Genomic DNA, 24,772 nt, shown 5'->3' on the forward strand with positions numbered 1-24,772 from the left:
GTTGTGCAACGCTCGTTGTATGAAGGTCGTGGTGGTAGGCGCAGGCTTCGCCGGTCTGATGGCAGCGCGCGTGTTGAGCCGGGCCGGCGTGGACGTGACCGTTCTGGAGGCAGCGGACCGCGTGGGCGGCCGGGCGCTGACCGTGACGTCCAGCCTGGGTTCGCCGGTCGACCTGGGCGGCATGTGGCTAGGCCCCAACCACACATTGCTGGCGAAGTTGGCCGCCGAACACGGCGTGCCGATTCACCCGTCGCCCAAACAAGGCAGGCGCGTGATCCTCAACGAGGGCCGCGTAATCCGAGCCTGGCTACCCCTACTCCTAGGCGGGGCAGCCCTACTACGCCTCTCCCTACCGTCGTCCAACGACCACACCTCCATCGCCCAGTGGCTGACCCGCCTACCGCACACGTCCGCCCGCCGCTTGGTTGAGGTAGTCGTGGCGGAAGCCCTTGCGACCGACGTCGACCAGATAACCCTCCAGTCGTTCGCATCATCAGTCCGCTCGTCCGGCGGCCTGCTCTCCATGCTCGGCACAGCCCAAGCCTCCCTCCTGACCACCGGCGCCGGCACCCTGGCGGAACGCATGGCCGCCCCGTTGAACATCCACCTCTCCCGCCCCGCCACCGCGATCACCCGCACCGACACACACGTGGTAGTCGACACCCCCACCGGCCCTCTCAAGGCAGACCACGTGATCGTCGCCGTACCACCCCCCGTATCCGCAGACATCCACCACACCCCACCCCTCCCCCCACCTCGCGCCCTGCTGGAGCGCAACACCGTGATGGGCAAGATCTACAAGGCGATCGCCGTCTACGAGCGTCCGTTCTGGCGGTCGTCGGGCCTGAGCGGCGAAGTCATCTCCCTGACCGGCCCAGCCCCAGCCATCTTCGACGTCTCCCCACCCTCCGGCCCCGGCCACTTGGCGTTCCTGATCCCAGGCACCCAAGCCAATGCCATAGCCGCCCTCTCCCCTGACGTCCGCCAATCCACCCTCCTAACCACCGCCTCCCAAGCCCTAGGCCCAGCCGCGCTAAACCCACTGGATTGGCACGAAAAACACTGGCCCACCGACCCCCACACCCGAGGCGGCTACTCAGCCCTCCCCCTCCCCGGCACCCACTCGACCACCCGAACCCCTCCACCCCCCACCACCGGCCGCCTCCACTGGGCCGGCACCGAAACCTCAACCAAATGGCCCGGCTACCTAGAAGGCGCCCTCCATTCAGCCCACCAAGCCACCCACCCCCTCCTAACCCCCTAACACCCACCCACTCCCCCAAAGCGGCGGCGGCAGGCAGCTGCGCAGGGATGAGAGGAAGCGACAGCGGTAAGCAGCAGCGATGGTTGCCGGCGGCCGGACAGCGGCAAGTGGCAGGCAGCGAGACTGCGGTGGCAGACAGGCCGCAGCGGCCAGCAGACGGCTTCGGCGGCAGGCAGCAGCCAGGCAGGCGGCTTCGGCGGCAGGCGGCGGCGGACGGACAGCGCCGGCGATGGCGGCAGGGATGGCGACAGCGATCGTGGCGACGCGGCGGGACACCTGCGGCGACGCGGCGGGACACCTGCGGCGACGCGGCGGGACACCTGCGGCGACGCGGCGGGACACCTGCGGCGACGCGGCGGGACACCTGCGGCGGCGCGGCATCTGCGGCGGGCACCTGTGGCGGCGCGGCGGCGGCAAAGCTGGCGTCGGGCGGGAGGCTGCGGGCGTGTCGGCTCGAACGCTGAGGGGCCGGGCACCGCGGGTTAGGTGTGGCGGCACGGGGCCAGGGCTGTGCGGGCAGGGCCAGCGGCTGTGCGGGGAGGGCGGGGTTAGGGCTGAGTTGGGGCTGGGGCGGGGGTTGGGCTGCCTGGTTGGCCGTGGCCCGCGCGACCTCTCCAATCACGGGACGCGGGACCCGGCGATCGGTTCCCGATCCGACATGTCACTCGATCGGCTGATCTCCGACGACCGAGCCATCGAACCGTCCAGCCGCCGAACCACCCAGCCGCCGAAACCGACGCCGATCAAGCCCCGACCAACCCCACACCACCGTTCTACCAGCTCACCCAACCCTCCGCTCTTGCGTCGCCAACCACTGCTCGAAAGTGGTACCCCCGATCCGCGCCCCCTCCATCGGCAGCAGCACGTTCCCCGCCATCTCCACCCCGAACACCCCGTCCCACGTCGGCACCAACCTCACCGCACGCCCCTGCGCCTCGAAAGTCCGCCGAGCCATGTCGACCAAGTCGTGCCGCTCCGGCCCCGCCAACCCCGGGTGCATGCCCAACGGCGATCCCGTCGCCACCTCCGCCAAGAACTCGGCCACGTCCCCCGGCGCCACCGGCTGCACCAGCAAAGGCGCGATGGTCGACACCCCGTCCCGCTCCGTCCACCCCGCCACCATCGCCGCGAAGTCGTGGAACTGCGTCGCGGGCACGATGCTCCACGGCACCGCACCCTCCCGCACCAACCGCTCCTGCTCCCGCTTGCCGTAGTAGTGGTCGTTCCCCTCAATCCCGTGGATCCCCGCGATCGACAGCAACACGTGGTGCCGCACGCCCGCCCGCCGCTCCGCCGCCAGCAGGTTCCTGGTCGCGGTGGCGAAGTACTCGACCAATGCCCCCCGATCGCCCACGGGCGCGTTCGTCGCGTCGATCACCGCCTCGACCCCGACCAGCGCCGACTCCAAACCCTCCCCGCTGATCAAGTCCACGCCCAACGAACGGCTGATCCCCACCACCTCGTGCCCAGCCCGCTCCAGCACGCCAACGGTGAGCGCCCCGATGTTGCCGGTGGCCCCGGCCACTGCGATCCGCACGTCATTCCCCTCTCGATCACCCGAACGCCCCTCACGCTATCTCGGACTAAACAGATCCGCAATATCTGCGATACACTCCACCCCGTGAAGCTGCCCGTGAGCACCGAATGGCTGTTGCACTGCGCCACCACCCTGGCGCAGCTGGAGCCGGGCACCACCACCTCGGCCGCCCAACTCGCCGAGTACTACGACCTCCCGGCCCCCTACCTGGCCAAGCAACTCCAAGCCCTGGTCAAGTCCGGCGTCCTCGCCGCGACCACCGGCCCCCGCGGCGGCTTCCGACTCGGCCGCCCCCCGGCCGAGATCACCCTGCTCGACATCGTCGAAGCCATCGACGGCGCGGCCTCCCCCTACGAGTGCCAGGAGATCCGCCAACGCGGCAAAGGCGCGCTCCCCGCCGAGGACTGCCGCAACACCTGCATCCTGGCCCGCAAGATGGCCGACGCCCACGAAGCCTGGAAGCACAGCCTCGCCACCGTCTCCCTCGCGGACATCCTCGCCGAACTCCCCGCGACCGCCCCGGCCCGCACCCGCTCCCGCATGGCCCAGACCGGCGGCCGCAAATAAAAGACGCCGGCACGGGAACCCCGCACCGGCGCCGAAAGAACCAGCTCACTCCTCCCGAGCCCAAGCCTTCTTCAACGCCATCTTCCCCCCGGTGTGCAGCAACGACCCCGAGTAGATCCGGCTCGCCAGCAACACCACCAGCACCACCGTCCCCGCCAGCAACCCCAACGCCAGCAACGCCTCCCACGCCGCCGCCTGCAACGCGAACAACCGCACCGGCATCGCGATCGCGGACGTGAACGGCACGTACGACAGCACGTGCATCACGGTCGCGTCATCGGAGAACGTCATCACCCCGAAGTAAGGCCCGATCACCAACAACATCACCAACCCCATGCTGGAACCCAGATCCTCCTGCCGGCTCACCAACGACCCGGCCACCGCCCACATCCCGGCCAGCAGCAGGAACCCCAGCACCAGGAACGGCACGAACCACGGCAGCGCGGGCGCCACCATCGCCAGCAGTTCCTGCTGCCCGCCCATCCGCAACGCGATCGGCGCGACCACCGCCAGCACCACCGCCTGACCGAGCGTCAACACCGTGTGCCCCAGGATCTTGCCCGCGAGCAGGGCCCGCACCGGCACCGTGGACACCAGGATCTCCACGATCCGGGTCTGCTTCTCCACCACCGTGCTCTGCGCGATCGCCGCGCCGCCCATGCCGAAGATCAGGAACACCACCGCGAACACCATGATCGTGACCATCCGCGGCCCTTGCCCCACCGCCGACGGGTCGAGCAGCTCGACCTGAGGGGCCGTGCGCAGCGCGGCCACGACGTCGGTGGGCGGGTCGTCCAGCGCCAGCACCTTCACGCCGTCTCCCGACGGCACGACCGCCGCCTCCACCTCCTCGGACCGCACCAGCGCCGACGCTTCGTCCACATCGGACACGGTCCGCACCTCGAAGTCACTGCCCTCCAACGCGTCCACGGCCTGCGAACCCACCGCCGCGACCTTCGTCTGATCACCCCCGAACACCGTCGGCAGGATCGACATCGCGAACAGCCCCACCACGATCACCGCGAAGCCGATCCAGAAACCCTTGGTGCGCAGCAACGTCCGCACCTCGCGCTCGGCCACCAGCCGCGTCGCGCTCCAGAACCGCCGCCGGTCCATCAGATCGCCTCCATGAAGATCTCGTCGAGCGTCGGCACGACGGGGGTGAAGCTGCGGACGGTCCCCTTGCGCAGCGCGGCTTCCAGCACGACCTGGTCCACGCCGTCGTCGTCGGGTTCGAACACCGCGCGCGGCCCGTCCACGTCGACCAGGCGCACCCCGGGCACGTCGCCGACCCACCCGGCGTCCCCGGCGACCACGATCTCGAACCTGGTGGTCCCGTACCGGGCGCGCAGCTCGTCCCGGGCGCCCGCGGCGGCGATCCGGCCGCCGGAGATGATCACGACGTCGTCGCACAGCCGTTCCACCACCGACAGCTGGTGGCTGGAGAACAGCACCGGCACCCCGCCCGCGGCCCGCTCGCGCAGCACGCCCAGCACGGTCTCCACGGCGATCGGGTCCAGGCCGGAGAACGGCTCGTCCAGGATCAGCAACACCGGGTCGTGCACCAGCGCGGCGGCGACCTGCGCGCGCTGCTGGTTGCCCAGCGACAGCTCCTCCAGCTTGTCCTTGGCCCGCGCGGAGAGCTCCAGCTGCTCCAGCAGCCGCGCGGTGTTGCGGCGCGCGGTGGCCTGGTCGAGCCCGTGCAACTGCCCCAGCCACGCGATCTGCTCGGCCACCCCCATCTTCGGGTAGAGCCCGCGTTCCTCGGGCATGTACCCGAACCGCTGCCGCATCTCCCCCGTCACCGGGGCGCCCTCCCAGTGGACCGCGCCGCCGTGCGCGGCGAGGACCCCGAGGACGATCCGCATGGTGGTGGTCTTGCCGGACCCGTTGGCCCCCAGGAACCCGGTCATCCGCCCGGGACGGACCTCGAACGACACGTCGTCGAGAACGCGGTGATCGCCGAAACTCCGGCTGATCGACGTCACTGTCAACATGACCGCAACGCTATGCGCCACGGCCCCGCCGCACGTCCGGCGCGAGATCGACTCCCGGGGTCCTCCGCGCGGAGGACCCCGTTCAGACACGAACGCCCGTCAGCCCTGGCCGGGTGCGACGATCCCGTGCTCGTAGGCGAACACCACGGCGTGCGTCCGGTCCCGCAAGCCCAACTTGGCCAGGATGCGCGACACGTGCGTCTTCACCGTGGTCTCCCCCAGGTACAGCGCCGACGCGATCTCGGCGTTGCTCGCCCCGCGCGCCAGGTGCACCAGCACCTCGAACTCGCGATCGGTCAGCGAAGGCGGCCGGGACGCCGGCGTCGACGTCGCGGGCGAGGTGAACCGGGCGATCACCCGGCGGGTGACCTCGGGTGACAGCAGCGCGTCGCCCCGCGCGACCACCCGCACCGCGTCCACCAGGTCCTCGGGCGAGGAGTTCTTCAGCAGGAACCCGCTCGCCCCCGCCCGCAGCGCCTCGAACAGGTAGTCCTCGCGGTCGAACGTCGTCAGGATCACGACCTTGATCGGGCTGTCCGCGCCCGCCGGCCCGAGGATGCGCCGCGTCGCCTCCAACCCGTCGACCCCGGGCATCTGGACGTCCATCAGCACCACGTCCGGCCGCAGCCGCCCGACGACCTCGACCGCCTCCAGGCCGTCGCGCGCCTCGCCGACGACCTCGACCCCGTCCTCCGTCCCGAGGATGACCCGGAACCCCGCCCGCACCAGGTCCTGGTCGTCCACGAGCACCACGCGCACCGTCATGCCGGGAACCTCGCCCGCACCCGGAACCCGCCGTCACGACGCGGCCCGGCCTCAAGCGTTCCGCCGTGCACGGCGACCCGCTCCCGCATCCCCACCAACCCGAAACCCCCGTCCGAGGAAGCGGAGACCCCGCGGCCGTCGTCGGCCACCTCGACCTCCAGCGCCGTCTCCAGGAACCGCAGCCGCACGTCCGCGGTGCCCGCGCCCGCGTGCTTCACCACGTTGGTCAACGCCTCCTGCACGATCCGGTACACCGACACCGCCACGCCCTCCGGCACCGGCCGCGGGTCCCCGTACACGCCGTGCTTGACCTCCAGCCCGGCCGACCGGGTCATGGTCACCAGTTCGGGCACCTGGTCCAGCCCGGGCGAGGACGTCTCGCCGCCGGACGCGCCCAGGACGTCGCCCGCGGGTTCGGCCCGCAGCACCCCGAGCAGCCCGCGCAGCTCGCCGATCGCGGTCCGGGCGGTGTCCTCCACGGTTTGCAGCGCCGACCGGGCCAGTTCGACGTCCCGGTCCAGCACCCGCCGCGCCGCGCCCGCCTGCACGCCCATCACCGACACGTGGTGCGCCACCACGTCGTGCAGGTCGCGCGCGATGCGCACCCGTTCGGCGACCACCGCGCCGCGCATGTTCTGCTCCTGCGAGCGCCGCAACTCCTCCGCCCGGCGCTCCAGCTCCTCCTTGCGCCGCGCGGACAGCCACGCCGTGCCGCCGAAGTAGTAGGCGGACAGGAAGAACAGCACGTTGAACGCGACGCCGTAGAGCACCGACGCCAGCACCGGGTCCAGCGGCCCGAGGGCGCCCTCGAACGAGCCCGACGGGCTCAGCATGAACCGCGACACGTTGAACCCGAGCCAGCCGAACATGACCACGATCACGCCGATGCGCGCCAGCCGCGCCCGCCCCCGGTCCTGGCTCCACGCGCCGACCGTGTAGATCGCGCTGAACAGGGCGATCGACGGCACGAGGTTGTCCCCGATGTGCCGGGCCTGGCCCCCGATGAACGCCGCGCTGACCACCAGCAGCACCGTCATCGGGTAGCGGCGCCGCACCGCGAGGGGCAGGCTGACCGCCGCGCCCCACAGCAACTGCTCGACCAGCGGAGGGCCGGACACGCCCTGCGCGTACGCGCCCATGCTGCGCACCAGCAGGTTCACCACGACCGAGCCGACCAGCACGCCCAGCGCGAGCCACATGTCGTGGCGGCGCTGCGCTGCCGTGGGTCCGGGTCGGCGCCAGTCGCTCCACGAGTCGGAGGTCGTCACGGTGCGAACGGTAACCGATGTTGCCGGCGCGCGGACCGTCCGGTACGGTGGTGCTGTCCACCGAGCGGATGTTGGCCGCAGCCTCCCGCCGGACGATCTCCACCAAGGCTCGAACCCCTCCCCGCGGTTCGCCTTCACCTCCGCGCCGCTCAACAGCGCGCGTCTGTCCGGAAAGGACATCTCACCATGACCGCAACCCTTGCCAGAGCACAAGAAATCGAGCCGAGGACGCCCGTCGCCGGCGTCCTCGACATCCACCACGACACCGCTTACCTCCGCACCACCGGCTACACGCCCGGACCCGCGGACGTGTTCGTCCCGCAAGCCCTGCTGCGCCGCCACGGCCTGCGCCGCGGCGACCTGGTGACCGGCGCGTCCGGCGCCGCCACCGGCAAGCAGAAGTTCCCGCCGCTGGTCGAGGTCGACTCGGTCAACGGCGAAGACCCGGCGAAAGCGTTGCGGCGCCCCGGTTTCGCCGACCTGGTCCCGCTGCACCCGACGGAGCGGCTCCGCCTGGAGCACGACCCGCACGACCTCACCACCCGCGTGATCGACCTGGTGATGCCGGTCGGCAAGGGCCAGCGCGCCTTGATCGTCGCGCCGCCCAAGGCGGGCAAGACCACTGTGCTGCAAGCGATCGCGCACGCGATCAGCCGCAACAACCCGGAGTGCCACCTGATCGTCGTGCTGGTCGGCGAACGCCCCGAGGAGGTCACCGACATCCAGCGGACGGTGCCGGGTGAGGTGGTGGCGTCCACGTTCGACCGCGCGCCCGCCGAGCACATCGCGTCCGCCGAACTGGCGATCGAGCGCGCGAAGCGGCTGGTCGAGGCGGGCCGGGACGTCGTCGTCCTGCTCGACTCGCTGACCCGCCTGGGCCGCGCCTACAACCTCGCCGCGCCCGCGCACGACCGCATCCTCACCGGCGGCATCAGCTCCAGCGCCCTGATCCCGCCCAAGCGCTTCCTCGGCGCGGCCCGCAACATCGAGGGCGGCGGCTCGCTCACCATCTTCGCGACCGCGTTGGTGGAGACCGGTTCCACGGGCGACACGGTGATCTTCGAGGAGTACAAGGGCACCGGCAACGCCGAGCTGAAGCTGGACCGCAAGACCGCCGCCCGCCGCGTGTTCCCGGCCATCGACGTCGAGCAGTCCAGCACCCGCAAGGACGAACTCCTGCTGTCCCAACAAGAACTCGCCGTCACCCGCATCCTGCGCCGCGCCCTCGAAGGCCGCGAGGCGGTCGACGTCCTGCTCGACGGCCTGCGCAAGACCCGCACCAACGCCGAATTCCTGAGCCAGCTCACCCGCCCGGCGTGACTGCCGAGTTCCTGACCCGGCTCACGCGCCCGGTGTGACACCCGGCTGCCGGTACAGGGCCACCAGGACGCCGTGCACGGCCTCGCCCTCCCCCGCGTCCTGCGCCTCGTCGACGATGTCCTGCAACGCTTTCGCCATCCGCGCCGCCACCTCCCCGGTCAGCCGCAGGTGGCGCAGGACGACCAGCGGCTGCTCCGCCGCCCGCGACACCTCCTCCGCGACCGCGCCGAAGATCGCCTGCGTGTGCTCGACCGGCGAACTGCTGTAGGACATGCGCTTCGCCGCGCGCTGGTAGTACTGCTCGGTCCCGCCGCGCACCTTGCGGGTCTCGACCACGCGCACCAGTCCGGCCTCGCGCAGCACCTTGAGGTGGTGGCCGACGTTGCCCTTCTGCGCGCCCAACGACACCGCGAGCTGGCTGATCGTCGCCGGTTCCCGGCCCAGCGCGAACAGCAGCCGCTGCCGCAGCGGGTGGGACAGCGCCTTGAACTGCTCGGGCCTGCCGATCTCCAGCCAGTCGTCCACGAGGGAAAGTGTCTAACTCTCTTGACGCTTTCGCAAGCCCGCTGGTCTACTCCCGGCCATGGACACCACGTCGATCGTCACCCGGACCCGCGAACTACTGGTGGAGCACTACGTGTTCCCCGACGTCGCCGCCCGGCTCGACACCTTCCTGGCCGGCCGCACCGACCACTACGCCACCGCGACCACCCCGGAGGAGCTGGGCAAACTCGTCACCGAGGACCTCCAGTCGGTCAACGGGGACCGGCACCTGCGCCTCAAACACCACGTCGACGAGGTGCCCGAAGGCGACGACGCGGCCGCCGAACACCAGATCCGCCGCGAACTGGACCTGGCCATGGGCGGTGTGCCCCTCCTGCGGCAGCTCCCCGGCCGCGTGGCGCACCTCGAACTGGCGCCCTACCTGTTCCCGGTGCGGCTGTGCGCGGACGTGGTGGCCGCCGCGTTCACGCTGGTCGCACGCGCGGAGGCGCTGATCATCGACCTGCGCCGCAACCGGGGCGGCGACCCGCACACGGTGGCGCTGGTGTGCAGCTACCTGCTGGCCGAGCCGACCCACTTGAACACCATGTACCAGCGCGACGACGAGTCGTCCCACCAGTTCTGGAGCCTGCCGGTGGTGCCGGGTCCGCGGTTCGACCCGTCGAAGCCGGTGTACGTGCTGACCAGCGGGACCACGTTCTCGGCCGCCGAGGAGCTGTCCTACGACCTGCAACAGCTCAAGCGCGCCACCATCGTCGGCGAGACGACCGGCGGCGGCGCCCACCCGCGCCGGGGCTTCACCGTCCACCCGCACCTGGAGGCCACCATCCCGACCGCCCGCGCGATCAACCCGGTGTCCGGCACGAACTGGGAGCTGATCGGGGTCCGACCCGACATCGCCGTCCCCGCCGACGAGGCCCTGGACCGCGCCCACCGCGAGGCCCTGAGCCACCTCGGTGACTCCGCGTCACCGGCCTAACTGGCCCACGCCAACAGCGGCTCGTGGCGCTCGGGGGCGCGCAGGGCGGCCATGGCCTGGCGTTCGAGCTGGCGGATGCGTTCCCGGGTCACCCCGACCCGCTCCGCCACCTGCTGCAACGTGCACGGCTCGCCCCCGTGCAGGCCGTAGCGCAACGTGATGATGAGGGCTTCGCGCGGCGGCAGGGTGTCGACCAGCGCCCGTAGCTCCGCGGCCAGCGCCTGGTGCTCGGCGACCTCCGGCGCGGACATCACGTCGGTGTCCTGGATGAGGTCGGCGACGCGGGTCTCGCCGTCGTCGCCGACCGGGGTGTCCAGGCTGATCGCCTCCCGGCCGATCCGGCGCAGCTCGGTGACCCGCTCGGGCGTCATCCCGGCCGCTTCGGCGAGGTCTTCCACCGTCGGCTCACGCCCCAGGCTCAGGTGCAGCTTGCGTTCGAGCTTGCCCAGCTTGGCGATCTCCTCCACGACGTGGACGGGCAGCCGCACGGTGCGGGTGTGGGTGGCGATGGCGCGTTCGATGGCCTGCCGGATCCACCAGGTCGCGTAGGTGGAGAACTTGTACCCCTTGGCGTAGTCGAACTTCTCCACCGCGTGCATCAGCCCCAGGTTGCCCTCCTGGACCAGGTCCAGCAGCGGCAGGCCGCGGTGGTAGTGCTTCTTCGCCACCGACACCACGAGGCGGAGGTTGGCCCGGATCATGTGGTCCGTCGCGGCCTGGCCCTCGCGGACGAGGGTCTCCAGGTCGCGGCGGCGGTCGGGCGGCAGGTCGTCGCGGTCGTCGCGGCGGAGCAGTTGCTCCGCGTACACCCCGGCCTCGATCCGCTTGGCCAGGACGACCTCCTGCGCGGCGTCCAGCAGGGGTGTCGCCGAGATCTGCTTGAGGTACTGGCGCACCAGGTCCGGTTCGTCGTCGCGCTCGGCGGGTTCGGCGCGCCGGTGCGGTGTCATCGTGGGTCACCTCCCGCGACTGGGGTAACCGCGCCGGGCGGGAGTCACACCGTCCGGACGCAGTGAGGGCCCAGACCTCGTGGGCGTCGGTGACGATGACCGAGCGCGGCGCGAGCCCGTACTCCACGGCTTCCACCAGCACCGCGTCGACCGGTCCGGCGTCCGCCTCGGAAACGCCCCAGACGCCATGCGCGCAAGGAAACCTGCCATCGACGCGGTGTCGATCACGGCCGCCGGCATGCCAACCCGCCGTCACCCCAACACCAGCACCGCCACCGCCAGCCCCAGGAAGACCGACGGATAAACCACATCCCCCCACCGCCGAGCCCGAACCACCACCGCCACAGCGCCAACGAAATAGACCACCAACCCCACCGCAGCCGCCACCCCCACCCACGGCACCACAAACCCGGCCACCAACCCCAAGGCCCCCGCTGTCTTGACCACCCCCAGCGGCACGATCCACGACGAGGGCAACCCGTAGGCAGCCATGTTCGCCAACACCCACTTACTACGTGCGTAGTCCACCCCGGCCGCCACCAGGTTCGCCACCACGGTCACCACGGCCACCACAACGTATGCAGTAGACATTCACCCTCCCTGTGCTGCCTCCACCCTCACCTCCCCGCTCTCCCACGTCCAATAGCAGCTTCTATAACCTGCCGGAATGGATGTGGACACGCAGTTGCTCCGGACTTTCCTGACCATCGCCGAAGAGGGCAGCCTGACCCGAGCCGCCGAACGCCTGTACGTGTCCCAACCGGCCTTGACCAAGCAACTCCGCCGCCTGGAAGCCCACCTGTCGGTGCGCCTGTTCACCCGCTCCCGCTCCGGCATGACCCTGACCGAAGCAGGCCAAACCCTGGCCACCCGCGCTCCCGCTCTCCTGTCCTTGTGCGACGACGTCCTACGCTCCACCAAAGCCACCGCGAGTCACGCGGCGCGGGTTTTGCGGGTCGGCTTCCTGGCCAGCGCCGCCAACGAGGCCACCCCCGACATCATCGCCACTTTCACCCGCCTGTGCCCCGGCTGGCAGGTGGAGATGCGCCAATCGTCTTGGTCCGACCCCACGGCCGGCCTAGCCACAGGCGAGGTCGACGCCGCCCTGCTGCGCCTCCCCTTCCCCACCCAGGACGCCTACAACCTCCACATCCTCCAAACCGAACCAAGATGGGTAGCCCTACCCCACACCCACCCTCTAGCAGCTCACACGACGATCCCTTTCAGCGCCCTCGAGGACGAACTTTTCGTAGCCGCCCCACCAGAAACCGGCGCCTGGCGCGACTACTGGCTAGCCACCGAACACCGCGAGAAGCCACCAAAGATCGGCGCCGTAACAGACCAACCAGATGAGTGGCTACAAGCCATCGCGAACGGCTACGGCATAGCCCTAGCCCCAGAGTCCGCCACCCGCTTCTACACCCGCCCGGGCATCACGTACCGCCCGGTCACCGGCATAAGCCCCTCCCACCTCTGCCTAGCCTGGCCCAAATCCACCCCGGAACCCCCACCCCTAACCGCCTTCATAACCGCCTGCCAATCCACCCCACCCCCACCCGCCACCCTCAACCGTCCACAGTAGACACCACCACCCACCACCCACCTTCCCGCCACCTCTTCCCCCAACCCCACCCACACCCACCCGACCCGCCCACCCAACCCAACCCCGCGCCCAGCCCAATCCCACCCCCTCGCCCCAATGCCACCCGCCCCAATCCCACCCCCTCGCCCCGACCCCGCGCCCCCGCCCCACCCCCGCGCTTATCCCAACGCCACACCCCACCCGCCTCGGCCCAACTCGCCCCGCGCGGCTAAACCCCGCACGCGGCTCACAAGCGCTCCGGCCCCGACGCGGCTGAACCTCGCCCGAGGTTCGGCCGACCGGGGTCCACCTCAAGCTCGCCGACCGTCACAGGCGGTTGAGCCTGGCGAACACCAAGTCCGACCAGGACTGGGAACGTGCGGCAACGCGGGATGGGCTGCCGGCTAGGATTGCCTCGGCGGCGCGGAATCGGCTGACGACTGATGGGCAAGCCAGACGTACGACACCGGTTGCGCGACGTTCCACTCCTCCGCCAACGCCGGGTCCACATCGACAAACCCGGCCCCGCGGTAGCAACGCAAGGCGGCTGCGTTTGCGGGATGGACGCGCATGAAGACGTTCGGACCACGGACCAACGCAAGGGCGGTCAAGTGGCGCACCAAGTCCCGGCCGACACCTCGACCGCGGACGCTCGGGGCAACGATCAGGCGAGCCAGCTCGGTCTCGCACTCATCCAGCCAAAGTTCGCCATAGCCGACCGGCCGCCCGGCGTGCTCTAGCCGCGCCCGCCCCGCCAGCCGAGCCGACCAACCAGCCTAGCCACCTCGTGCCAGCCGAGCCCACACCCAACGGGGCCAGCCGAGCCGCGGCCGAGTTGAGTCAGGTCGAGCGGGGGCCGTGGGTGTGAAGATGGGCCGTTGTCCCGCGCTCCTTGTTTACGGGACGCGCGAGTCGGCGTTTGGTCGCAGATCCTGCATGTCACCCAATCCGGTGATCATTTCGGACCCCCAACTCCACCGACCGCCGTCCACCTGATCAACCCTACCGAACCACCCCGCTCCACAAGGGAACTGTCAACCGAAAGAAATCGATCAATCCAAAGTGGCCCAAAAAACGCACCCAATTTGGCCCTGAACACAGGTCCAACCCACCCCTACCCTCACCTCGAACCCCACCCCCACCACCAACGAGGAGCAACGAAGTGACCACAGTGGACCTCTGGTTCGACCCGGTCTGCCCCTGGGCCTGGGTCGCCTTCCGCTGGCTGCTCGAAGTCGAACAAGTCCGCCCAGTCCACCCCCGCTTCCGCATCTTCAGCCTCTCCATCCACAACGAAGCCCGCGAAGTCGACCCCTGGTACCGCGACTGGCTCGACGCCCGCTGGGGCCCGGCCCGCGTGGTCGCCGCCGCCCAACAAGCCGCCATCGAACAAGCCGCCGAGCAAGCTCGGCGAAGACCTGGGCGTCCCCGCCCTCCACATCCCCACCCCAACCGGCACCGTCAACGCCTTCTTCGGCCCCGTCGTCACCCCAGCCCCACAAGGCGAAGCCGCCGGGCGCCTCTGGGACGGCATCGCCCAACTAGCCACCACCGACGGCTTCTTCGAACTCAAACGCGGCCGGACGCGGAAGCCCGTCTGACCACAAGCTCCGACCGCCACACCAACCCAGCCGGCACCAGCGACAACACCGTGATCCCCCCGAACACAACCGCCGCCCCCGGCAACCCCGCCACCCCCAGCCCGACCCCGCCGACCGCCGCCCCGGCGAACGTCCCGAGGTTGACCGCCGCCCCCGTCACCCCCAGCGCCGTACCCCGAGCCTCGCCACCACGCCGAACCATCAACGTGATCACGCACGCCGCCACAGCCGAGTGGCACAACCCCAACACACCCGTCAAAACCACGGCGACCGGCAGCACCCCGGTGAAGTAGATCCCCACCATCGCCACCAACGACACCGCCAACGCCCAGAACATCACGTGGTGCGCCATCACCCGCCCCGACCCCACAACCCGCCCGGCGACCAGGTTGCCGACGAAGTACGTCCCCCCGCTCAACGTCCACACCAGCGCGAACGCCCCAGGCGACAACCCGAACCCCGCGTCGTAGATCAACGCGAGGTACGACAGGTGCCCCATGAAAGCCGCGGCCCGCAGAAACGCCACGGCCAACAACGGCCGCAACCCCCGCAACGCCCGGTACGAAGCCAAGTACCCCAACCCGGACGCCGGCAACACCCGACCGGGCCGCACGTGGAACACGACCGCCAACGCCAACGCCAGCACCGCAGTCATCACGAGGTCGCCCCGCCACCCCCACACCAACGCCGGCAACGCCACGACCGGCGCGGCCAGCATCACCGTGAGCGCACCGGTAGCGGTGACCAAGGTCGCGGCACGCCCAGCAGCAGCCCCGTCGCCGAACCGATCGGCCGCCGACGCGGTGAGCGCCGGGTTGACCACCGCCATCGCCGCGCCGACCAACGCGCAGAACACCGCGGTCGCGACCACGTGCCCGATCACACCGATCAGCGACGCCACCGCCAAAGCCACCAGCCCGAACGCCGCCGCGCGCAACCGAGCCACCCGGTCCAGCAACGGCGCAAGAACCGCCCCCGCCGCAAGAGCCGCCAGTCCCCCAAGCCCGCGCAACCCGCCCATCACCGCCGCACTGGTGTTCGCGTCACGCGCGATGCGCACCAGGAACGTGCCAAAAATGGTGTACGGCAACAAGGACACCGCGGACGCGAGCATCAACGGCCACAGCCGGCGCGCCATCCTCAGGTCCCCGGGCACCTCTTCGACCGCGACGCTCACGACGACTCCCCCCACGAGTTCCGAGGAATCTTCGCATAGCTCACGATCTCGGGACCCGGAGTCCTACGACGTGGGACCCTCGAAGTGCCGCAACCACTCCGCCAAGATCCGCTCCAACACAAGCGCATCCTCGGGGTCGACCAGGTCCAGCAACCGCCGCTCGTTGGCCATGTGCTCGGTGAACGCCCGGTCGATGACCCGCAGACCGGCCGCCGTCAACGCGACCACCCGCCGCCGCCCGTCCGACCCCTCGGACCGCCGCGTCACCAACCCGTCGCGCTCCAGCCGGTCGATCCGCTTGGTGATCGCCCCCGTCGTGACCATGGTGTGCTGCGCCAACTCACCCGGCGCCCGCTCGTAGGGCGGCCCCGCCCGCCGCAGCGCCGCGAGCACGTCGAACTCCCCCTCGCCCAACCCATGCCGGCGGTACACGACGGTCAACTGCTCGGTCAACACCGCGGCAAGCCGGTGCAGACGCCCGATGACAGCCTGCGGCGAGACGTCGACATCAGGACGTTCCCGCGCCCATTCGGCCTGGATACGGGCCACGCGATCGGTCACCCGCCCACTATACCTTCCACGGAAGCTATATTGTCTTCCGTGGAAGCTACCTCCCGGTGGGCGGTCCTCACGGCCGTCGCGCCGATCGCCTGGGGCTCGACCTACTACGTCACGCACCACTTCCTGCCCGCCGACAGCCCGCTGTGGGGCTCGGCCCTGCGCGCCCTCCCCGCCGGACTCCTGCTGCTCGCGGTGCGCCGCGAACTCCCGCGCGGGGACTGGTGGTGGCGCTCGCTCGTGCTGGGAACCTTGAACATGGGCGCGTTCTTCGCACTGGTCTACGTCTCCGCCCAACTCCTCCCAACCAGCCTGGCCTCCACGGTCATGGCCCTGTCCCCCGCCGTGATGATGGCGTTGGCATGGCTCGCCCTGGCCGAACGACCCCACATCCTCGCCGTCACCGGCGCAGTGATCGGCATCGGTGGCGTGGTCCTGATGTTCGCGACAGGCATCGACGCGTTCAACCCGCTCGGGCTCGCCGCCGCGACCGCCGCGATGCTGATGTCCGCGTTCGGCCACATCCTGACCAAGAAATGGGGCGCCACAGCGAACGTCCTGTCCGTCACGTCGTGGCAGCTCATCGCCGGCGGCCTGGTCCTGGCCGCCGCCGCACTGGCAACCGAGAGCGCTTTCCCACCACTCACGCCCAGCAGCACCGCCGCGTTCACCTACGTGGCCGTGGTCGCAACGGCGGTCGCGTTCGCCGCGTGGTTCACCGGTCTGCGCCACCTGGACGCGGGCGCGGTGGGCTTGATCGGCCTGCTCAACCCGGTCACCGGCGTCGTGCTGGGCATGGTCGTGGGCGGCGAACTCCTGACGGCACACCAGTTCCTCGGCCTAGCCCTGGTCCTGACCGGCGTACTGCTCGGCCAACCCGCGGTCCGCCGCCTGAAGCGCCCGGTCACACCGCGACTTCGGCGGCCGGCCGGTCTTGTTCGACCGACCGGCGAGCGCGCAGATCCGGCAGCAGCGTCAGCAGACCCGCCACCGCCATCCCCGCACCCAGCCACAACGGCGCGCGCAGACCGAACGCCGTGATCAGCAGCCCGCCGACCGACGAGCCGATGATGATCCCGAGCGTGATGAACGACGTGTGCACGGTGTTCACCAGCGACCGGGCGTTGCCGGCCCGCCGGACCCTGGTCGCCATCGCCGGGTTCATGGTCACACCGACCAAGCCGATCCCCAGCACGGCCGCCACGGCCGGCGCCTTCGCGTCCGCGAGAACGGCGAAACCGGCCAGGAACACGGTGTTGAGCGCCAGGCCGACCACGAGGACGGGCAGGGTGTGGCGGTCGGCGAGCCGGCCCACGACCGTGTTGCCGATCAGGGTGGCCGCGCCGTATGCGATGAGCAGCACGGGCACGGTGCCGGTCGCGAAGCCCGTGACCTGGGTGAGGATCGGGTTGAAGTAGCTGAACGCGGCGAAGGTCGCGCCGATCACCAGCGTGCTGGTGGACAGCACCCGCCAGAGCCGCGGGCTGCGGAAGACGGTCAGTTCCTCCTTGAGGTTGCCGCCGTTCTGGGCGCGTTCGACGTCCGGCACGCCGAGCGCGGTCGCGATCGCGGCGAGCACGGCGACGCCGGTGATGACCCAGAACGCGGTGCGCCAACCGTGGTGCTCACCGATGAGGGTGGAAAACGGCAGGCCGAGCAGGGTGCCCAGCATCAACCCGTTGAGCGCGACCGAGACCGCCCGTCCGCTCACCTCCGGGCGGGTGAGCTGGAAGCACAGGGTGATCGCGACGCCGAAGAAGGCTTGCGTGGTGACGCCGGTGAGCACGCGGGCGACCAGCATGACGGCGTAGGTCGGCGCGGCGGCGGCCAGGGCGTTGCCCAGGACGAACGCCGCGAACAACACCATGAGCGCCCGCTTCGGGCGCAGCCGCATGAGGGCGACGGCGAGGACCGGGCCGCCGAAGGTCATCGCGACGGCGAACGCGGTGATCAGGTAGCCGATCTGCGGGATGGTGACGTCGAGTCCGGCGGCCATCTGCGGCATCAGGCCGGCGACGACGAACTCGCTGGTGACCATGGCGAAGACGCCGATGGCGACGACGTACACGGCACGTGGCACGGTGGTTCCCCCGTTTTGGATTGATCAGTACATAATCAGGGCGGCACAAAGGCCGCGGTTGGCTCGTCTCAGACGATCAGGGCGTCCAACGCGGTCACGGCGATCCCTTCGAGCACCTCACGGTCCGCGCCACCCTGCCCGGCGACCCGGATGCCGGCGACGACGGAGTTGAGGAAGCGCGCGAACTGCTCGGCGTCACGACTCGTCCGGATCTCCCCGTCCCGCTGCCCCTGCTCGATCACCGCCCGCAACGCCGCGATCCGACGATCGTGGTCCCGGTCGATCACCCGAGCCGCCTCGGGATCGGTGTCACCCAGCTCGACGACGGTGTTGACGGTGAGACACCCGATCCCCCGCCCACCACGCCGGTTCTCCTCCTCCCCGGCGAGGACGAGTTCGAGCAGCGCGCGGATGCGGCCGAGCGGGCTCCTCCCCGAATCTTCGAGGATCTGGAGCTGGCGCGCGGACATCGCTTCGGCGTAGCGGGAGAGGGCGCGGGTGAACAGTTCGTGCTTGCTGGTGAAGGTGTTGTAGATGCTGCTGCGGCCCAGACCGGTGGCCTCGCACAGGTCCTGGGTGGAGGTGGCGTGGTAGCCGTTGACCCAGAAGGCGCGCATGGCGGCGTCGAGCGCGCGCTCTTCGTCGAAGTTCTTCGGTCGGGCCACGTGGGTGACGCTAGCAGTTCTGAAACAATCAGTCCAATACGAGGTTGAGCACCATTTCCCCATCGCCACGCCGCTACGGTTCTCCCATGGCACACATCGACCTGGGCGTCGACGAGACCCTCCTGCCCGGCATCACGGGCCTCCTGACCTACCGCCCGGAGACCGCGGGACCGCTCAACCAGCTGGCCGAGGTGCTGCTGCGCGGGCCGAACTCGCTGTCCCGAGGCGAACGCGAACTGATCGCGGCCCACGTGTCGGGCCTGAACGAGTGCGGGTTCTGCCACAACTCCCACGCCGCCTTCGCCGCCGCGCAACTGGACGAGGGCATGGACCTGGTGACCCAGGCGTGCACCAACCCGGCCACCGCCCCCATCTCCCCCAAGCTGCGCGCCCTTCTGGCGATCGCCACCGCCGTCCAGTCCTCCGGCCGCAAGGTGACCGAGGACTTGGTGGCGTCGGCCCGTGCCGAGGGCGCGACCGACGTGGAGATCCACGACACCGTCCTGATCGCCGCGGCGTTCTGCATGTACAACCGCTACGTGGACGGCCTGGGCACCCTGGCCCCAACCGACCCCGCAGCCTACGAAACCTCAGCCACCCACATCGTGACCCACGGGTACGCCACCGCGCCCAGCCCGGATCACACCAACGTGTGACATGCAGATTCCGCGACTTTTCCCGCGGTCGCGCGTCCCGTGAACAAGGAGCGCGGCACAACGGCCCCCTCCCGCATCACGGCCCCACACCCACCCCCGCCGCTCCGCCCCCGCAGGCCGCCCCGCCGGACATCCGCACTGGACCGGCGGCCCCAGACCACGCCGGCGCGGCGGCATGACGGCGGTACCACGGGATCGCGGCCGGGTGGAGGGATCGCGGGAGTCGAGGATGCCGCGGGGTGGTGCGACGGTGGTGCGGCCGGTGGCAGCTTGTGGTGGGGCTGGCACCGGCCGCGTGCCGTCCGTCGTCGGGTCACCAGCCCAACGGGATCACCTCAGCCGCCGACGTCCACGGACCACGGCCACCGGCCTCGGTCAAAGCGCGCAAGCGCACGTACCTCGTCTCCACAGGCCACAACCGGACAGTCTTCTGGCTGGCATCGTCCGCAAACGTGCCCGTCGCGACCGCCGTCCCCCAGTTGACCCCATCCGCGCTGACGTAGATCTCGTACCGGCCCACCCGACCGTTCGCCCCACCGTCCTGGCGCGGCAAGTACGCCACGGCGGTCAGGGTGCGGGTCGTGCCAAGGTCCAGGTGGATCTCGTGCGGCAACGGGTCGGGGGTGCCGGACCACTTCGTGTGCCAGTGGGTGCTCGGCTTGCCGTCGGCGGCGTTGGTGCCCGTGCCGTTCTCGCCGGACGTCTCCTGGCTGTCCACGAACTTCACCGTGCGCGGCAGCGGCGAAGACCCCATCACCGGGTCGCTGGTGCTCTCCGCACCCGTCTCCACGTGGCCGGCGAAGCGGCGGGCGAAGCCGTCGGGACCGGTCACGGTCAAGTCGTACCAACCGTTCATGCCACCGCCGACGGAGAACCAGTCCTCCTTGGTCGCACCCGGGTCCGCGGTGTAGGTCCACGGGCCGCCGCCGCGGTTGTCGGCTCGCACGGTCAGCGTGCACGACTTGCCGCCGGCGTTGGTCATCGACAGCCACACCACGCCGTCACCCTCGCGCAGCACGACCTCGGGGTTGGGGTTGCCCGACGTCGTCGCGGTGGCCCGGTTGCCGGCGAAGCGGCGGAGGAAACCGTTGGGACCCACCACGTTCAGGTCGTACGCACCGGTCGGCGTGCCGGCCTGCCAGTAGTCCGACAGGGTCTTCCCGGCCTCGACCGTGTACCGCCACGGCCCGTCGGTGCGAAAAGCGTTGGCGTAGACGTAGAAGTGCGCGCCGGCGGTGCCGGTGTTGGTGAAGTCGATCCAGAACTTCTCCGCCGTCACCCGACCGGACACCGTGAACCGGTACGGCAGCGGACGGGCCGTGCGGACGCCGGCTTCCTGCACCGGCATGGTCTGCACGGCGGGCGGGGTCGGCGAGGTCGGGCGCGGGCCGTCCGTGGGTACGGGGGTCGGCAGGGACGGGTACGGCGCGGTGGCCGTGGTGGTGTCCAGGGTCGAGGTCAGGTCGCCGCACACCGCGCGCCGCCACGGCGAGATGTTCGGCTCGGCGACCCCGGTCCACTTCTCCAGCAGCCGCAGGACCGACGTGTGGTCGAACACCTCCGAGCACACCTTGCCGCCGCGGCTCCACGGCGACACCACGAGCATGGGCACCCGCTGGCCCAGGCCGATCGGCGCGGACAGGTAGATCTCGTCGGTGGTCGGCACCGTGGACAGACCATCCGAAGTGGACACAGGCGGCGCGGGTTGCGGGATGTGGTCGAAGAACCCGTCGTTCTCGTCGTAGTTGAGCAGGAACACGGTCTTGTTCCACACCTCGGGCTTGGACGCCAGCGCGTCCAGCACCTGCTTCACCAGCTCGGCGCCGGTGTTCGGACCCCAGTCCGGGTGCTCGCTCTGCGACTCCGGCGCCACCACCCACGACACCGCCGGCAACCGCCCCGCGTCGACGTCCGCCTTGAACGCCGCCGCCAGCCGCCCCGGCCGCTCCCGCGCCAAACCCCGGTCGTACAGGGAGCGCTCCGCCGGGCTCAACGTCGCCAGCCCCTGGTTCAACTGGGCCAGCAGCTCGTTCTGCCGGGTGACCGACGCCGACGCCAGCGCGTAGTAGAAGTACTCCAGCTTGGTGTACGGCTTGCCCGCCGAGTCCTTGGTCAGCGCCAACGCCTTGCGCCCCACGGCGAGGAACGACGCGAAGTAGTCCAGCGAGTTGTCGCCGTAGTTGTCCCACTCCTGGTACACCCGCCACGACTTGCCGGCGGCTTGGAGCCGTTCGGCGTAGCTGGTCCACGTGTAGCCGGTGTGGCCCGGGTTCTGCCAGCTGTCGTTGCCGATGGCGCGTTTGGTGGTGCCGGGTTCGTAGCCGATCGTGCCGGAGAACAGGTAGAACCGGTTCGGGTTGGTCGGCCCGGCCTCGGAGCAGTGGTAGGCGTCGCAGATGGTGAAGGCGTCGGCGAGGGCGTGGTAGAACGGCAGGGCGGCGCGGTCCAGGTAGGTCATGGTCCGCACGCCCTTCTGCGGGATCCACTGGTCGTGCCGGCCGTTGTTCCAGGCGGCGTGGCCGTCGGACCAGCCGTGCGGGGTGCCGGACATGAACTCGTCGTCGACCCGGTAGGGCAGGACGTAGCCGGTGCCGTTGGGCTGGCGGAACACCGGGTTGCCGCTGGGCAGGCGGATCGCGGTCGGGTCGTTGAACCCGCGCACGCCGCGCAGGGTGCCGAAGTAGTGGTCCAGGGACCGGTTCTCCTGCATGAAGACGACGACGTGGCCGATCGTCTCCAGACCACCGGTCGGCGCTTCCATGGCGAGGGCTCGGCGGAGGCTGTCGGGCAGCAGGGCGAGCCCGGAGCCGGCAGCCGCCGCTTTGAGCAGGTCACGACGTTTCATGCACATCTCCTCGTCCAAGCAGGGCGGCGCGGGGCGATGCTGGATGCGCGGAGTTAAGCAGAAGTGACGATTAGCGAGCAATAGTGAACAAGTAGGTGACCATTACCGATCAGGCGACCTCCGCCAGCGGCACTCGGACGGACAGGAACCTCGACCGGCGACGCAGCCGGAAGCCCAGCGACTCGTACAGCCGGATGGCGTTGGTGTTGTCCGCCGAGGCGTGCAAGAGCGGCACCTCACCCCGCTCACGGATACCGTGCGCGACCGCCAGCACCAGCCGCGCGGCCAGCCCTTGCCCACGGAACGCGGCGTCCGTGCACACCGCGCTGATCTCGGTCCATCCCGGCGGACGCATGCGCTCCCCCGCCATCGCAACCAGCCGCCCTTCACGCCGGATGCCGAGGTAGGTGCCGAGCTCGATGGTGCGCGACCGGAACGGTCCAGGCTGCGTGCGCTCCACCAGCGCCAACATCTCCGGCACGTCCGCAGCCGTCAACCGCACCGCTTCCTCATCCGGCGCAGCGTCGACCCCGTCATCCACCAACTGCACACCCTCACCCCGCCACTCCACCTCCCACCCCGACGGCGGCTCCAGTTCCAGATTCGTAACCGCCACCGACCCACCCGGCCCGGCGAGCTCGGCGATGTCCCGCCAGACCCGCTCATCGGGCTGGGGCGGGAAGGCCACGAACGGGGCGACGTCCGGCTGGTAACGCACCACCTGCCCGTGCCACTCGGCGAAACGGGCGTGGTGACCGCGCAACGATTCCCACGCCGGAAAGTCCAGTGGCTCCAGTGGTGACATGCCCGCCCTCCGTTGTTCGCAAACGGCCGAATCATCCGTTAGCCCCACGGACCTGTCCACCCACTTCCACATCCTGAACACGGTTGCGGCCGAGTGAGAGCATCAAACAAGCGCAAGATCACGTCACGAGCGCAAGATCGCCGAACACCGGCAAGATCCTCTCGCGACGGTGAGATGCTCTTACCCAGGTAGAGATCACCTCAGGCAGGTAAGACCCTCTAACCAGGGTGAGAGGACCTCACAGACCTCACAGACCTCACGGGTCCTCACCGCAGGCCGAAAATGTCGTACCCCAATGGGACAATGGAGACGGGGACCGGAGGCCGGCACTGCGCAGACGAGGGCTAGGGGCTGGCGCGGCGTGCACGGCGACCTGCGACCGGCCCCCGCGCGCACAGTGGCCCGGGGACAGCCGCCACGCGCACAGTCGCCCAAGGACAGCCGCCACGCGGATAGTCGCCCGGGGACAGCCGCAGCGCGCACGGTCGCCCAAGGACAGCCGCCCGCCGATATTGGCCCGGGGACAGCCGCCGCGCGGATAGTGATCTGGGAGCAGGCGCTGCGCGGGCAGTGGCCGGAGGGGCTGCAGCAGAGGCGGGAGCCAGCGACCGGTGTGGCCACACCCAGCCTGAGATGGCGCGGAGTCGGCGCGGAGACGTCGGCGGCTGGCGGACAGAAATTGGCGGGCCAGGAGTCTGTCCACTGTGGACACCAGCGCTACCGTGGACGCATGTCGCGCTGGGCAACCGACTGAACCTGATCATGAAATAGGTCACCGGCTGCGCGTTGTTCAAGTGCCACGGTTGGCTCTGACCCGGAGGTAGCTCCACACCACCAAGCCCCAGATGATCACGCCGGACAGGATGAGGCTCGAACCGGTGCTCCACCCGCCCAGCGGCAGGTCCTCGCGCACCCCCCACACCACCCCCAGCCCGACCAGCACCGCACCACCCAGCACGGTCGCGACGATCCGCCACGGCGACGACACGCTCTCCTCCGCCGTCTTCATCGCCCGGTCGCGGACCGGGTCGACGTAGCGCTCCAGCGCGGGGAACTCGGCCGCCAGGATCAGCAGGCCCGCGAGCACGAGCAGCAGCCCGGGACCGGGCAGGACCAGCAGCGCGATGCCGATCACCAGCACCACCGCGCCGACGATGCCCATCGTCACCCGCCTGACCGTGCCCGCCACGCCACCACTCCTCTCGCCGTCACCAGCGAGTATCCGTCCTCGAACGGGCACGCGCTCATCATGGCCGCGACTAGACTCCCGGCATGACCGCCCCGGACGGCGCCAGACCCGCCCCGAGACCCCGGATCAGCTGGTGGGCGTACGTGTTCTGCGGCTTGGTGGTGGTCGGCGTGATCCTCCTCGGCGTGAGGGTCTACATGAAGGACATACGCCCCTACTCCGTGGCGGAGTTCGTCGGCCGGTGGACGGATGCCGCCGACAGGCCCTACATCATCCGCTTGGACATCGCGCCGAACCACAACTGGACGCTGGTCATCGACGCACCCGACGGGCAACCCAGGTGCTACGGGAAAGCCACACCCGCCGCGCAGGGCATCAGCCTCAACCTCCACCGCGACAGCAAGAACGAAAGGTGTGGCACCGAGCGGGGGTCCAATCTCTTCGCCGCGCCGTCCAAGGACCG

General features: G+C 70.2%; 24 protein-coding genes and 2 pseudogenes. 10 read left to right on the forward strand and 16 right to left on the reverse strand.

Features of this window, described 5'->3' with window-relative positions:
- The first annotated feature begins 19 nt into the window (after nt 1–19).
- Nucleotides 20–1,264, forward strand: a complete 1,245-nt coding sequence (locus RIN75_RS39135) for an NAD(P)/FAD-dependent oxidoreductase (protein WP_309117162.1) — start codon at nt 20–22, stop codon at nt 1,262–1,264.
- Between the two features lie 781 nt (nt 1,265–2,045).
- On the opposite strand, the gene RIN75_RS39140 is transcribed toward RIN75_RS39135, so the two are convergent.
- Nucleotides 2,046–2,801, reverse strand: a complete 756-nt coding sequence (locus RIN75_RS39140) for an NAD(P)H-binding protein (protein ID WP_309117163.1) — start codon at nt 2,799–2,801, stop codon at nt 2,046–2,048.
- Between the two features lie 84 nt (nt 2,802–2,885).
- Here RIN75_RS39140 and RIN75_RS39145 point away from each other — a divergent pair, with 84 nt between their 5' ends.
- On the forward strand, nt 2,886–3,368 hold the full coding sequence (locus RIN75_RS39145; RefSeq protein ID WP_309117164.1) for an Rrf2 family transcriptional regulator: 483 nt from the start codon (nt 2,886–2,888) through the stop codon (nt 3,366–3,368).
- Between the two features lie 45 nt (nt 3,369–3,413).
- Here the strand turns inward: RIN75_RS39145 and RIN75_RS39150 are convergent, their stop codons facing one another.
- The 4 genes from RIN75_RS39150 to RIN75_RS39165 all read right to left on the reverse strand — a co-directional run bounded on the left by RIN75_RS39150 (nt 3,414) and on the right by RIN75_RS39165 (nt 7,329).
- Nucleotides 3,414–4,484 (reverse strand): ABC transporter permease, encoded by a 1,071-nt coding sequence (locus RIN75_RS39150; protein ID WP_309117165.1) that lies wholly within the window; start codon nt 4,482–4,484, stop codon nt 3,414–3,416.
- The gene (locus tag RIN75_RS39155) at nt 4,484–5,365 is read right to left on the reverse strand and encodes an ATP-binding cassette domain-containing protein (protein ID WP_309117166.1); all 882 of its coding nucleotides are present in this window, start codon (nt 5,363–5,365) and stop codon (nt 4,484–4,486) included. The genes RIN75_RS39150 and RIN75_RS39155 overlap by 1 nt, the downstream gene beginning before the upstream one ends.
- A gap of 99 nt (nt 5,366–5,464) precedes the next feature.
- Nucleotides 5,465–6,130: a response regulator transcription factor gene (locus RIN75_RS39160; RefSeq protein WP_309117167.1), complete on the reverse strand. Its 666-nt coding sequence runs from the start codon at nt 6,128–6,130 to the stop codon at nt 5,465–5,467.
- Nucleotides 6,127–7,329, reverse strand: a complete 1,203-nt coding sequence (locus RIN75_RS39165; protein ID WP_309117183.1) for a sensor histidine kinase — start codon at nt 7,327–7,329, stop codon at nt 6,127–6,129. Before RIN75_RS39165 ends, RIN75_RS39160 begins: the two co-directional genes overlap by 4 nt.
- Before the next feature lie 3 nt (nt 7,330–7,332).
- On the opposite strand from RIN75_RS39165, the gene rho reads away from it, so the two are divergent.
- Nucleotides 7,333–8,718 (forward strand): transcription termination factor Rho, encoded by a 1,386-nt coding sequence (gene rho, locus RIN75_RS39170; RefSeq protein ID WP_309117168.1) that lies wholly within the window; start codon nt 7,333–7,335, stop codon nt 8,716–8,718.
- A gap of 21 nt (nt 8,719–8,739) precedes the next feature.
- Here the strand turns inward: rho and RIN75_RS39175 are convergent, their stop codons facing one another.
- Entirely contained in the window at nt 8,740–9,243 is a 504-nt protein-coding gene (locus RIN75_RS39175; protein ID WP_309117169.1) for a winged helix-turn-helix domain-containing protein, read from the reverse strand.
- A gap of 58 nt (nt 9,244–9,301) precedes the next feature.
- Between RIN75_RS39175 and RIN75_RS39180 the strand changes: the two genes are divergently transcribed.
- Nucleotides 9,302–10,201 (forward strand): S41 family peptidase, encoded by a 900-nt coding sequence (locus RIN75_RS39180; protein ID WP_309117170.1) that lies wholly within the window; start codon nt 9,302–9,304, stop codon nt 10,199–10,201.
- On the opposite strand, the gene RIN75_RS39185 is transcribed toward RIN75_RS39180, so the two are convergent.
- Both RIN75_RS39185 and RIN75_RS39190 read right to left on the reverse strand, forming a co-directional pair.
- A complete protein-coding gene (locus tag RIN75_RS39185) occupies nt 10,198–11,151 on the reverse strand; it encodes a sigma-70 family RNA polymerase sigma factor (RefSeq protein WP_309117171.1) in 954 nt (317 codons plus the stop codon). The two genes, RIN75_RS39180 and RIN75_RS39185, sit on opposite strands and share 4 nt — an antisense overlap.
- A 252-nt stretch (nt 11,152–11,403) precedes the next feature.
- Entirely contained in the window at nt 11,404–11,742 is a 339-nt protein-coding gene (locus RIN75_RS39190) for a DoxX family protein (RefSeq protein WP_309117172.1), read from the reverse strand.
- A 76-nt stretch (nt 11,743–11,818) separates the two neighbouring features.
- On the opposite strand from RIN75_RS39190, the gene RIN75_RS39195 reads away from it, so the two are divergent.
- A complete protein-coding gene (locus tag RIN75_RS39195; protein ID WP_309117173.1) occupies nt 11,819–12,733 on the forward strand; it encodes a LysR family transcriptional regulator in 915 nt (304 codons plus the stop codon).
- A gap of 404 nt (nt 12,734–13,137) precedes the next feature.
- Here the strand turns inward: RIN75_RS39195 and RIN75_RS44315 are convergent, their stop codons facing one another.
- A complete protein-coding gene (locus tag RIN75_RS44315) occupies nt 13,138–13,491 on the reverse strand; it encodes a GNAT family N-acetyltransferase (protein WP_375296080.1) in 354 nt (117 codons plus the stop codon).
- Nucleotides 13,492–13,904: 413 nt separating this feature from the next.
- Between RIN75_RS44315 and RIN75_RS44320 the strand changes: the two are divergent.
- Nucleotides 13,905–14,069: pseudogene (locus tag RIN75_RS44320) on the forward strand (disulfide bond formation protein DsbA); the annotation flags it as partial.
- 103 nt (nt 14,070–14,172) lie between these two features.
- A complete protein-coding gene (locus RIN75_RS44325) occupies nt 14,173–14,334 on the forward strand; it encodes a hypothetical protein (RefSeq protein WP_375296081.1) in 162 nt (53 codons plus the stop codon).
- On the opposite strand, the gene RIN75_RS39200 is transcribed toward RIN75_RS44325, so the two are convergent.
- Nucleotides 14,303–15,511 (reverse strand): MFS transporter, encoded by a 1,209-nt coding sequence (locus tag RIN75_RS39200; protein WP_309117174.1) that lies wholly within the window; start codon nt 15,509–15,511, stop codon nt 14,303–14,305. The two genes, RIN75_RS44325 and RIN75_RS39200, sit on opposite strands and share 32 nt — an antisense overlap.
- Nucleotides 15,512–15,574: 63 nt before the next feature.
- A complete protein-coding gene (locus tag RIN75_RS39205; protein WP_309117175.1) occupies nt 15,575–16,072 on the reverse strand; it encodes a MarR family transcriptional regulator in 498 nt (165 codons plus the stop codon).
- 39 nt (nt 16,073–16,111) lie between these two features.
- Here RIN75_RS39205 and RIN75_RS39210 point away from each other — a divergent pair.
- Nucleotides 16,112–16,927, forward strand: a pseudogene (locus tag RIN75_RS39210) (DMT family transporter); the annotation flags it as partial.
- Nucleotides 16,928–16,973: 46 nt separating this feature from the next.
- Here RIN75_RS39210 and RIN75_RS39215 read toward each other — a convergent pair.
- Both RIN75_RS39215 and RIN75_RS39220 read right to left on the reverse strand, forming a co-directional pair.
- Complete coding sequence (locus tag RIN75_RS39215) at nt 16,974–18,149, reverse strand: MFS transporter (RefSeq protein WP_309117176.1); 1,176 nt, start codon at nt 18,147–18,149, stop codon at nt 16,974–16,976.
- Nucleotides 18,150–18,217: 68 nt separating this feature from the next.
- Nucleotides 18,218–18,814: a TetR/AcrR family transcriptional regulator gene (locus tag RIN75_RS39220; RefSeq protein ID WP_309117177.1), complete on the reverse strand. Its 597-nt coding sequence runs from the start codon at nt 18,812–18,814 to the stop codon at nt 18,218–18,220.
- 86 nt (nt 18,815–18,900) lie between these two features.
- Between RIN75_RS39220 and RIN75_RS39225 the strand changes: the two genes are divergently transcribed.
- Complete coding sequence (locus RIN75_RS39225) at nt 18,901–19,470, forward strand: peroxidase-related enzyme (protein ID WP_309117178.1); 570 nt, start codon at nt 18,901–18,903, stop codon at nt 19,468–19,470.
- Between the two features lie 313 nt (nt 19,471–19,783).
- Here RIN75_RS39225 and RIN75_RS39230 read toward each other — a convergent pair whose 3' ends face one another.
- The 3 genes from RIN75_RS39230 to RIN75_RS39240 all read right to left on the reverse strand — a co-directional run bounded on the left by RIN75_RS39230 (nt 19,784) and on the right by RIN75_RS39240 (nt 24,282).
- Nucleotides 19,784–22,315: a phosphocholine-specific phospholipase C gene (locus RIN75_RS39230; RefSeq protein WP_309117179.1), complete on the reverse strand. Its 2,532-nt coding sequence runs from the start codon at nt 22,313–22,315 to the stop codon at nt 19,784–19,786.
- Nucleotides 22,316–22,424: 109 nt separating this feature from the next.
- Nucleotides 22,425–23,120: a GNAT family N-acetyltransferase gene (locus tag RIN75_RS39235; RefSeq protein WP_309117180.1), complete on the reverse strand. Its 696-nt coding sequence runs from the start codon at nt 23,118–23,120 to the stop codon at nt 22,425–22,427.
- 790 nt (nt 23,121–23,910) lie between these two features.
- Nucleotides 23,911–24,282, reverse strand: coding sequence for a PGPGW domain-containing protein (locus tag RIN75_RS39240; RefSeq protein ID WP_309117184.1), 372 nt, complete (start codon nt 24,280–24,282; stop codon nt 23,911–23,913).
- Nucleotides 24,283–24,392: 110 nt separating this feature from the next.
- Between RIN75_RS39240 and RIN75_RS39245 the strand changes: the two genes are divergently transcribed.
- Nucleotides 24,393–24,772 (forward strand): hypothetical protein (locus tag RIN75_RS39245; RefSeq protein ID WP_309117181.1); only part of this gene is annotated, 380 nt, incomplete at its 3' end.

The sequence above is a fragment of the Saccharothrix sp. genome, assembly GCF_031180885.1.
Lineage (GTDB): Bacteria > Actinomycetota > Actinomycetes > Mycobacteriales > Pseudonocardiaceae > Actinosynnema.

What these genes read in the sequence shown, in the direction of transcription:
- RIN75_RS39155 (WP_309117166.1), bottom strand. Translation starts at nt 5,365, where the DNA reads ATGTTGACAGTGACGTCGATCAGCCGGAGTTTCGGCGATCACCGCGTT.
- RIN75_RS39230 (WP_309117179.1), bottom strand. Translation starts at nt 22,315, where the DNA reads ATGAAACGTCGTGACCTGCTCAAAGCGGCGGCTGCCGGCTCCGGGCTC.
- RIN75_RS39160 (WP_309117167.1), bottom strand. Translation starts at nt 6,130, where the DNA reads ATGACGGTGCGCGTGGTGCTCGTGGACGACCAGGACCTGGTGCGGGCG.
- RIN75_RS39190 (WP_309117172.1), bottom strand. Translation starts at nt 11,742, where the DNA reads ATGTCTACTGCATACGTTGTGGTGGCCGTGGTGACCGTGGTGGCGAAC.
- RIN75_RS39135 (WP_309117162.1), top strand. Translation starts at nt 20, where the DNA reads ATGAAGGTCGTGGTGGTAGGCGCAGGCTTCGCCGGTCTGATGGCAGCG.
- RIN75_RS39240 (WP_309117184.1), bottom strand. Translation starts at nt 24,282, where the DNA reads ATGGGCATCGTCGGCGCGGTGGTGCTGGTGATCGGCATCGCGCTGCTG.
- RIN75_RS39195 (WP_309117173.1), top strand. Translation starts at nt 11,819, where the DNA reads ATGGATGTGGACACGCAGTTGCTCCGGACTTTCCTGACCATCGCCGAA.
- RIN75_RS39165 (WP_309117183.1), bottom strand. Translation starts at nt 7,329, where the DNA reads ATGTGGCTCGCGCTGGGCGTGCTGGTCGGCTCGGTCGTGGTGAACCTG.
- RIN75_RS39185 (WP_309117171.1), bottom strand. Translation starts at nt 11,151, where the DNA reads ATGACACCGCACCGGCGCGCCGAACCCGCCGAGCGCGACGACGAACCG.
- RIN75_RS39150 (WP_309117165.1), bottom strand. Translation starts at nt 4,484, where the DNA reads ATGGACCGGCGGCGGTTCTGGAGCGCGACGCGGCTGGTGGCCGAGCGC.
- RIN75_RS39225 (WP_309117178.1), top strand. Translation starts at nt 18,901, where the DNA reads ATGGCACACATCGACCTGGGCGTCGACGAGACCCTCCTGCCCGGCATC.
- RIN75_RS39180 (WP_309117170.1), top strand. Translation starts at nt 9,302, where the DNA reads ATGGACACCACGTCGATCGTCACCCGGACCCGCGAACTACTGGTGGAG.
- RIN75_RS39235 (WP_309117180.1), bottom strand. Translation starts at nt 23,120, where the DNA reads ATGTCACCACTGGAGCCACTGGACTTTCCGGCGTGGGAATCGTTGCGC.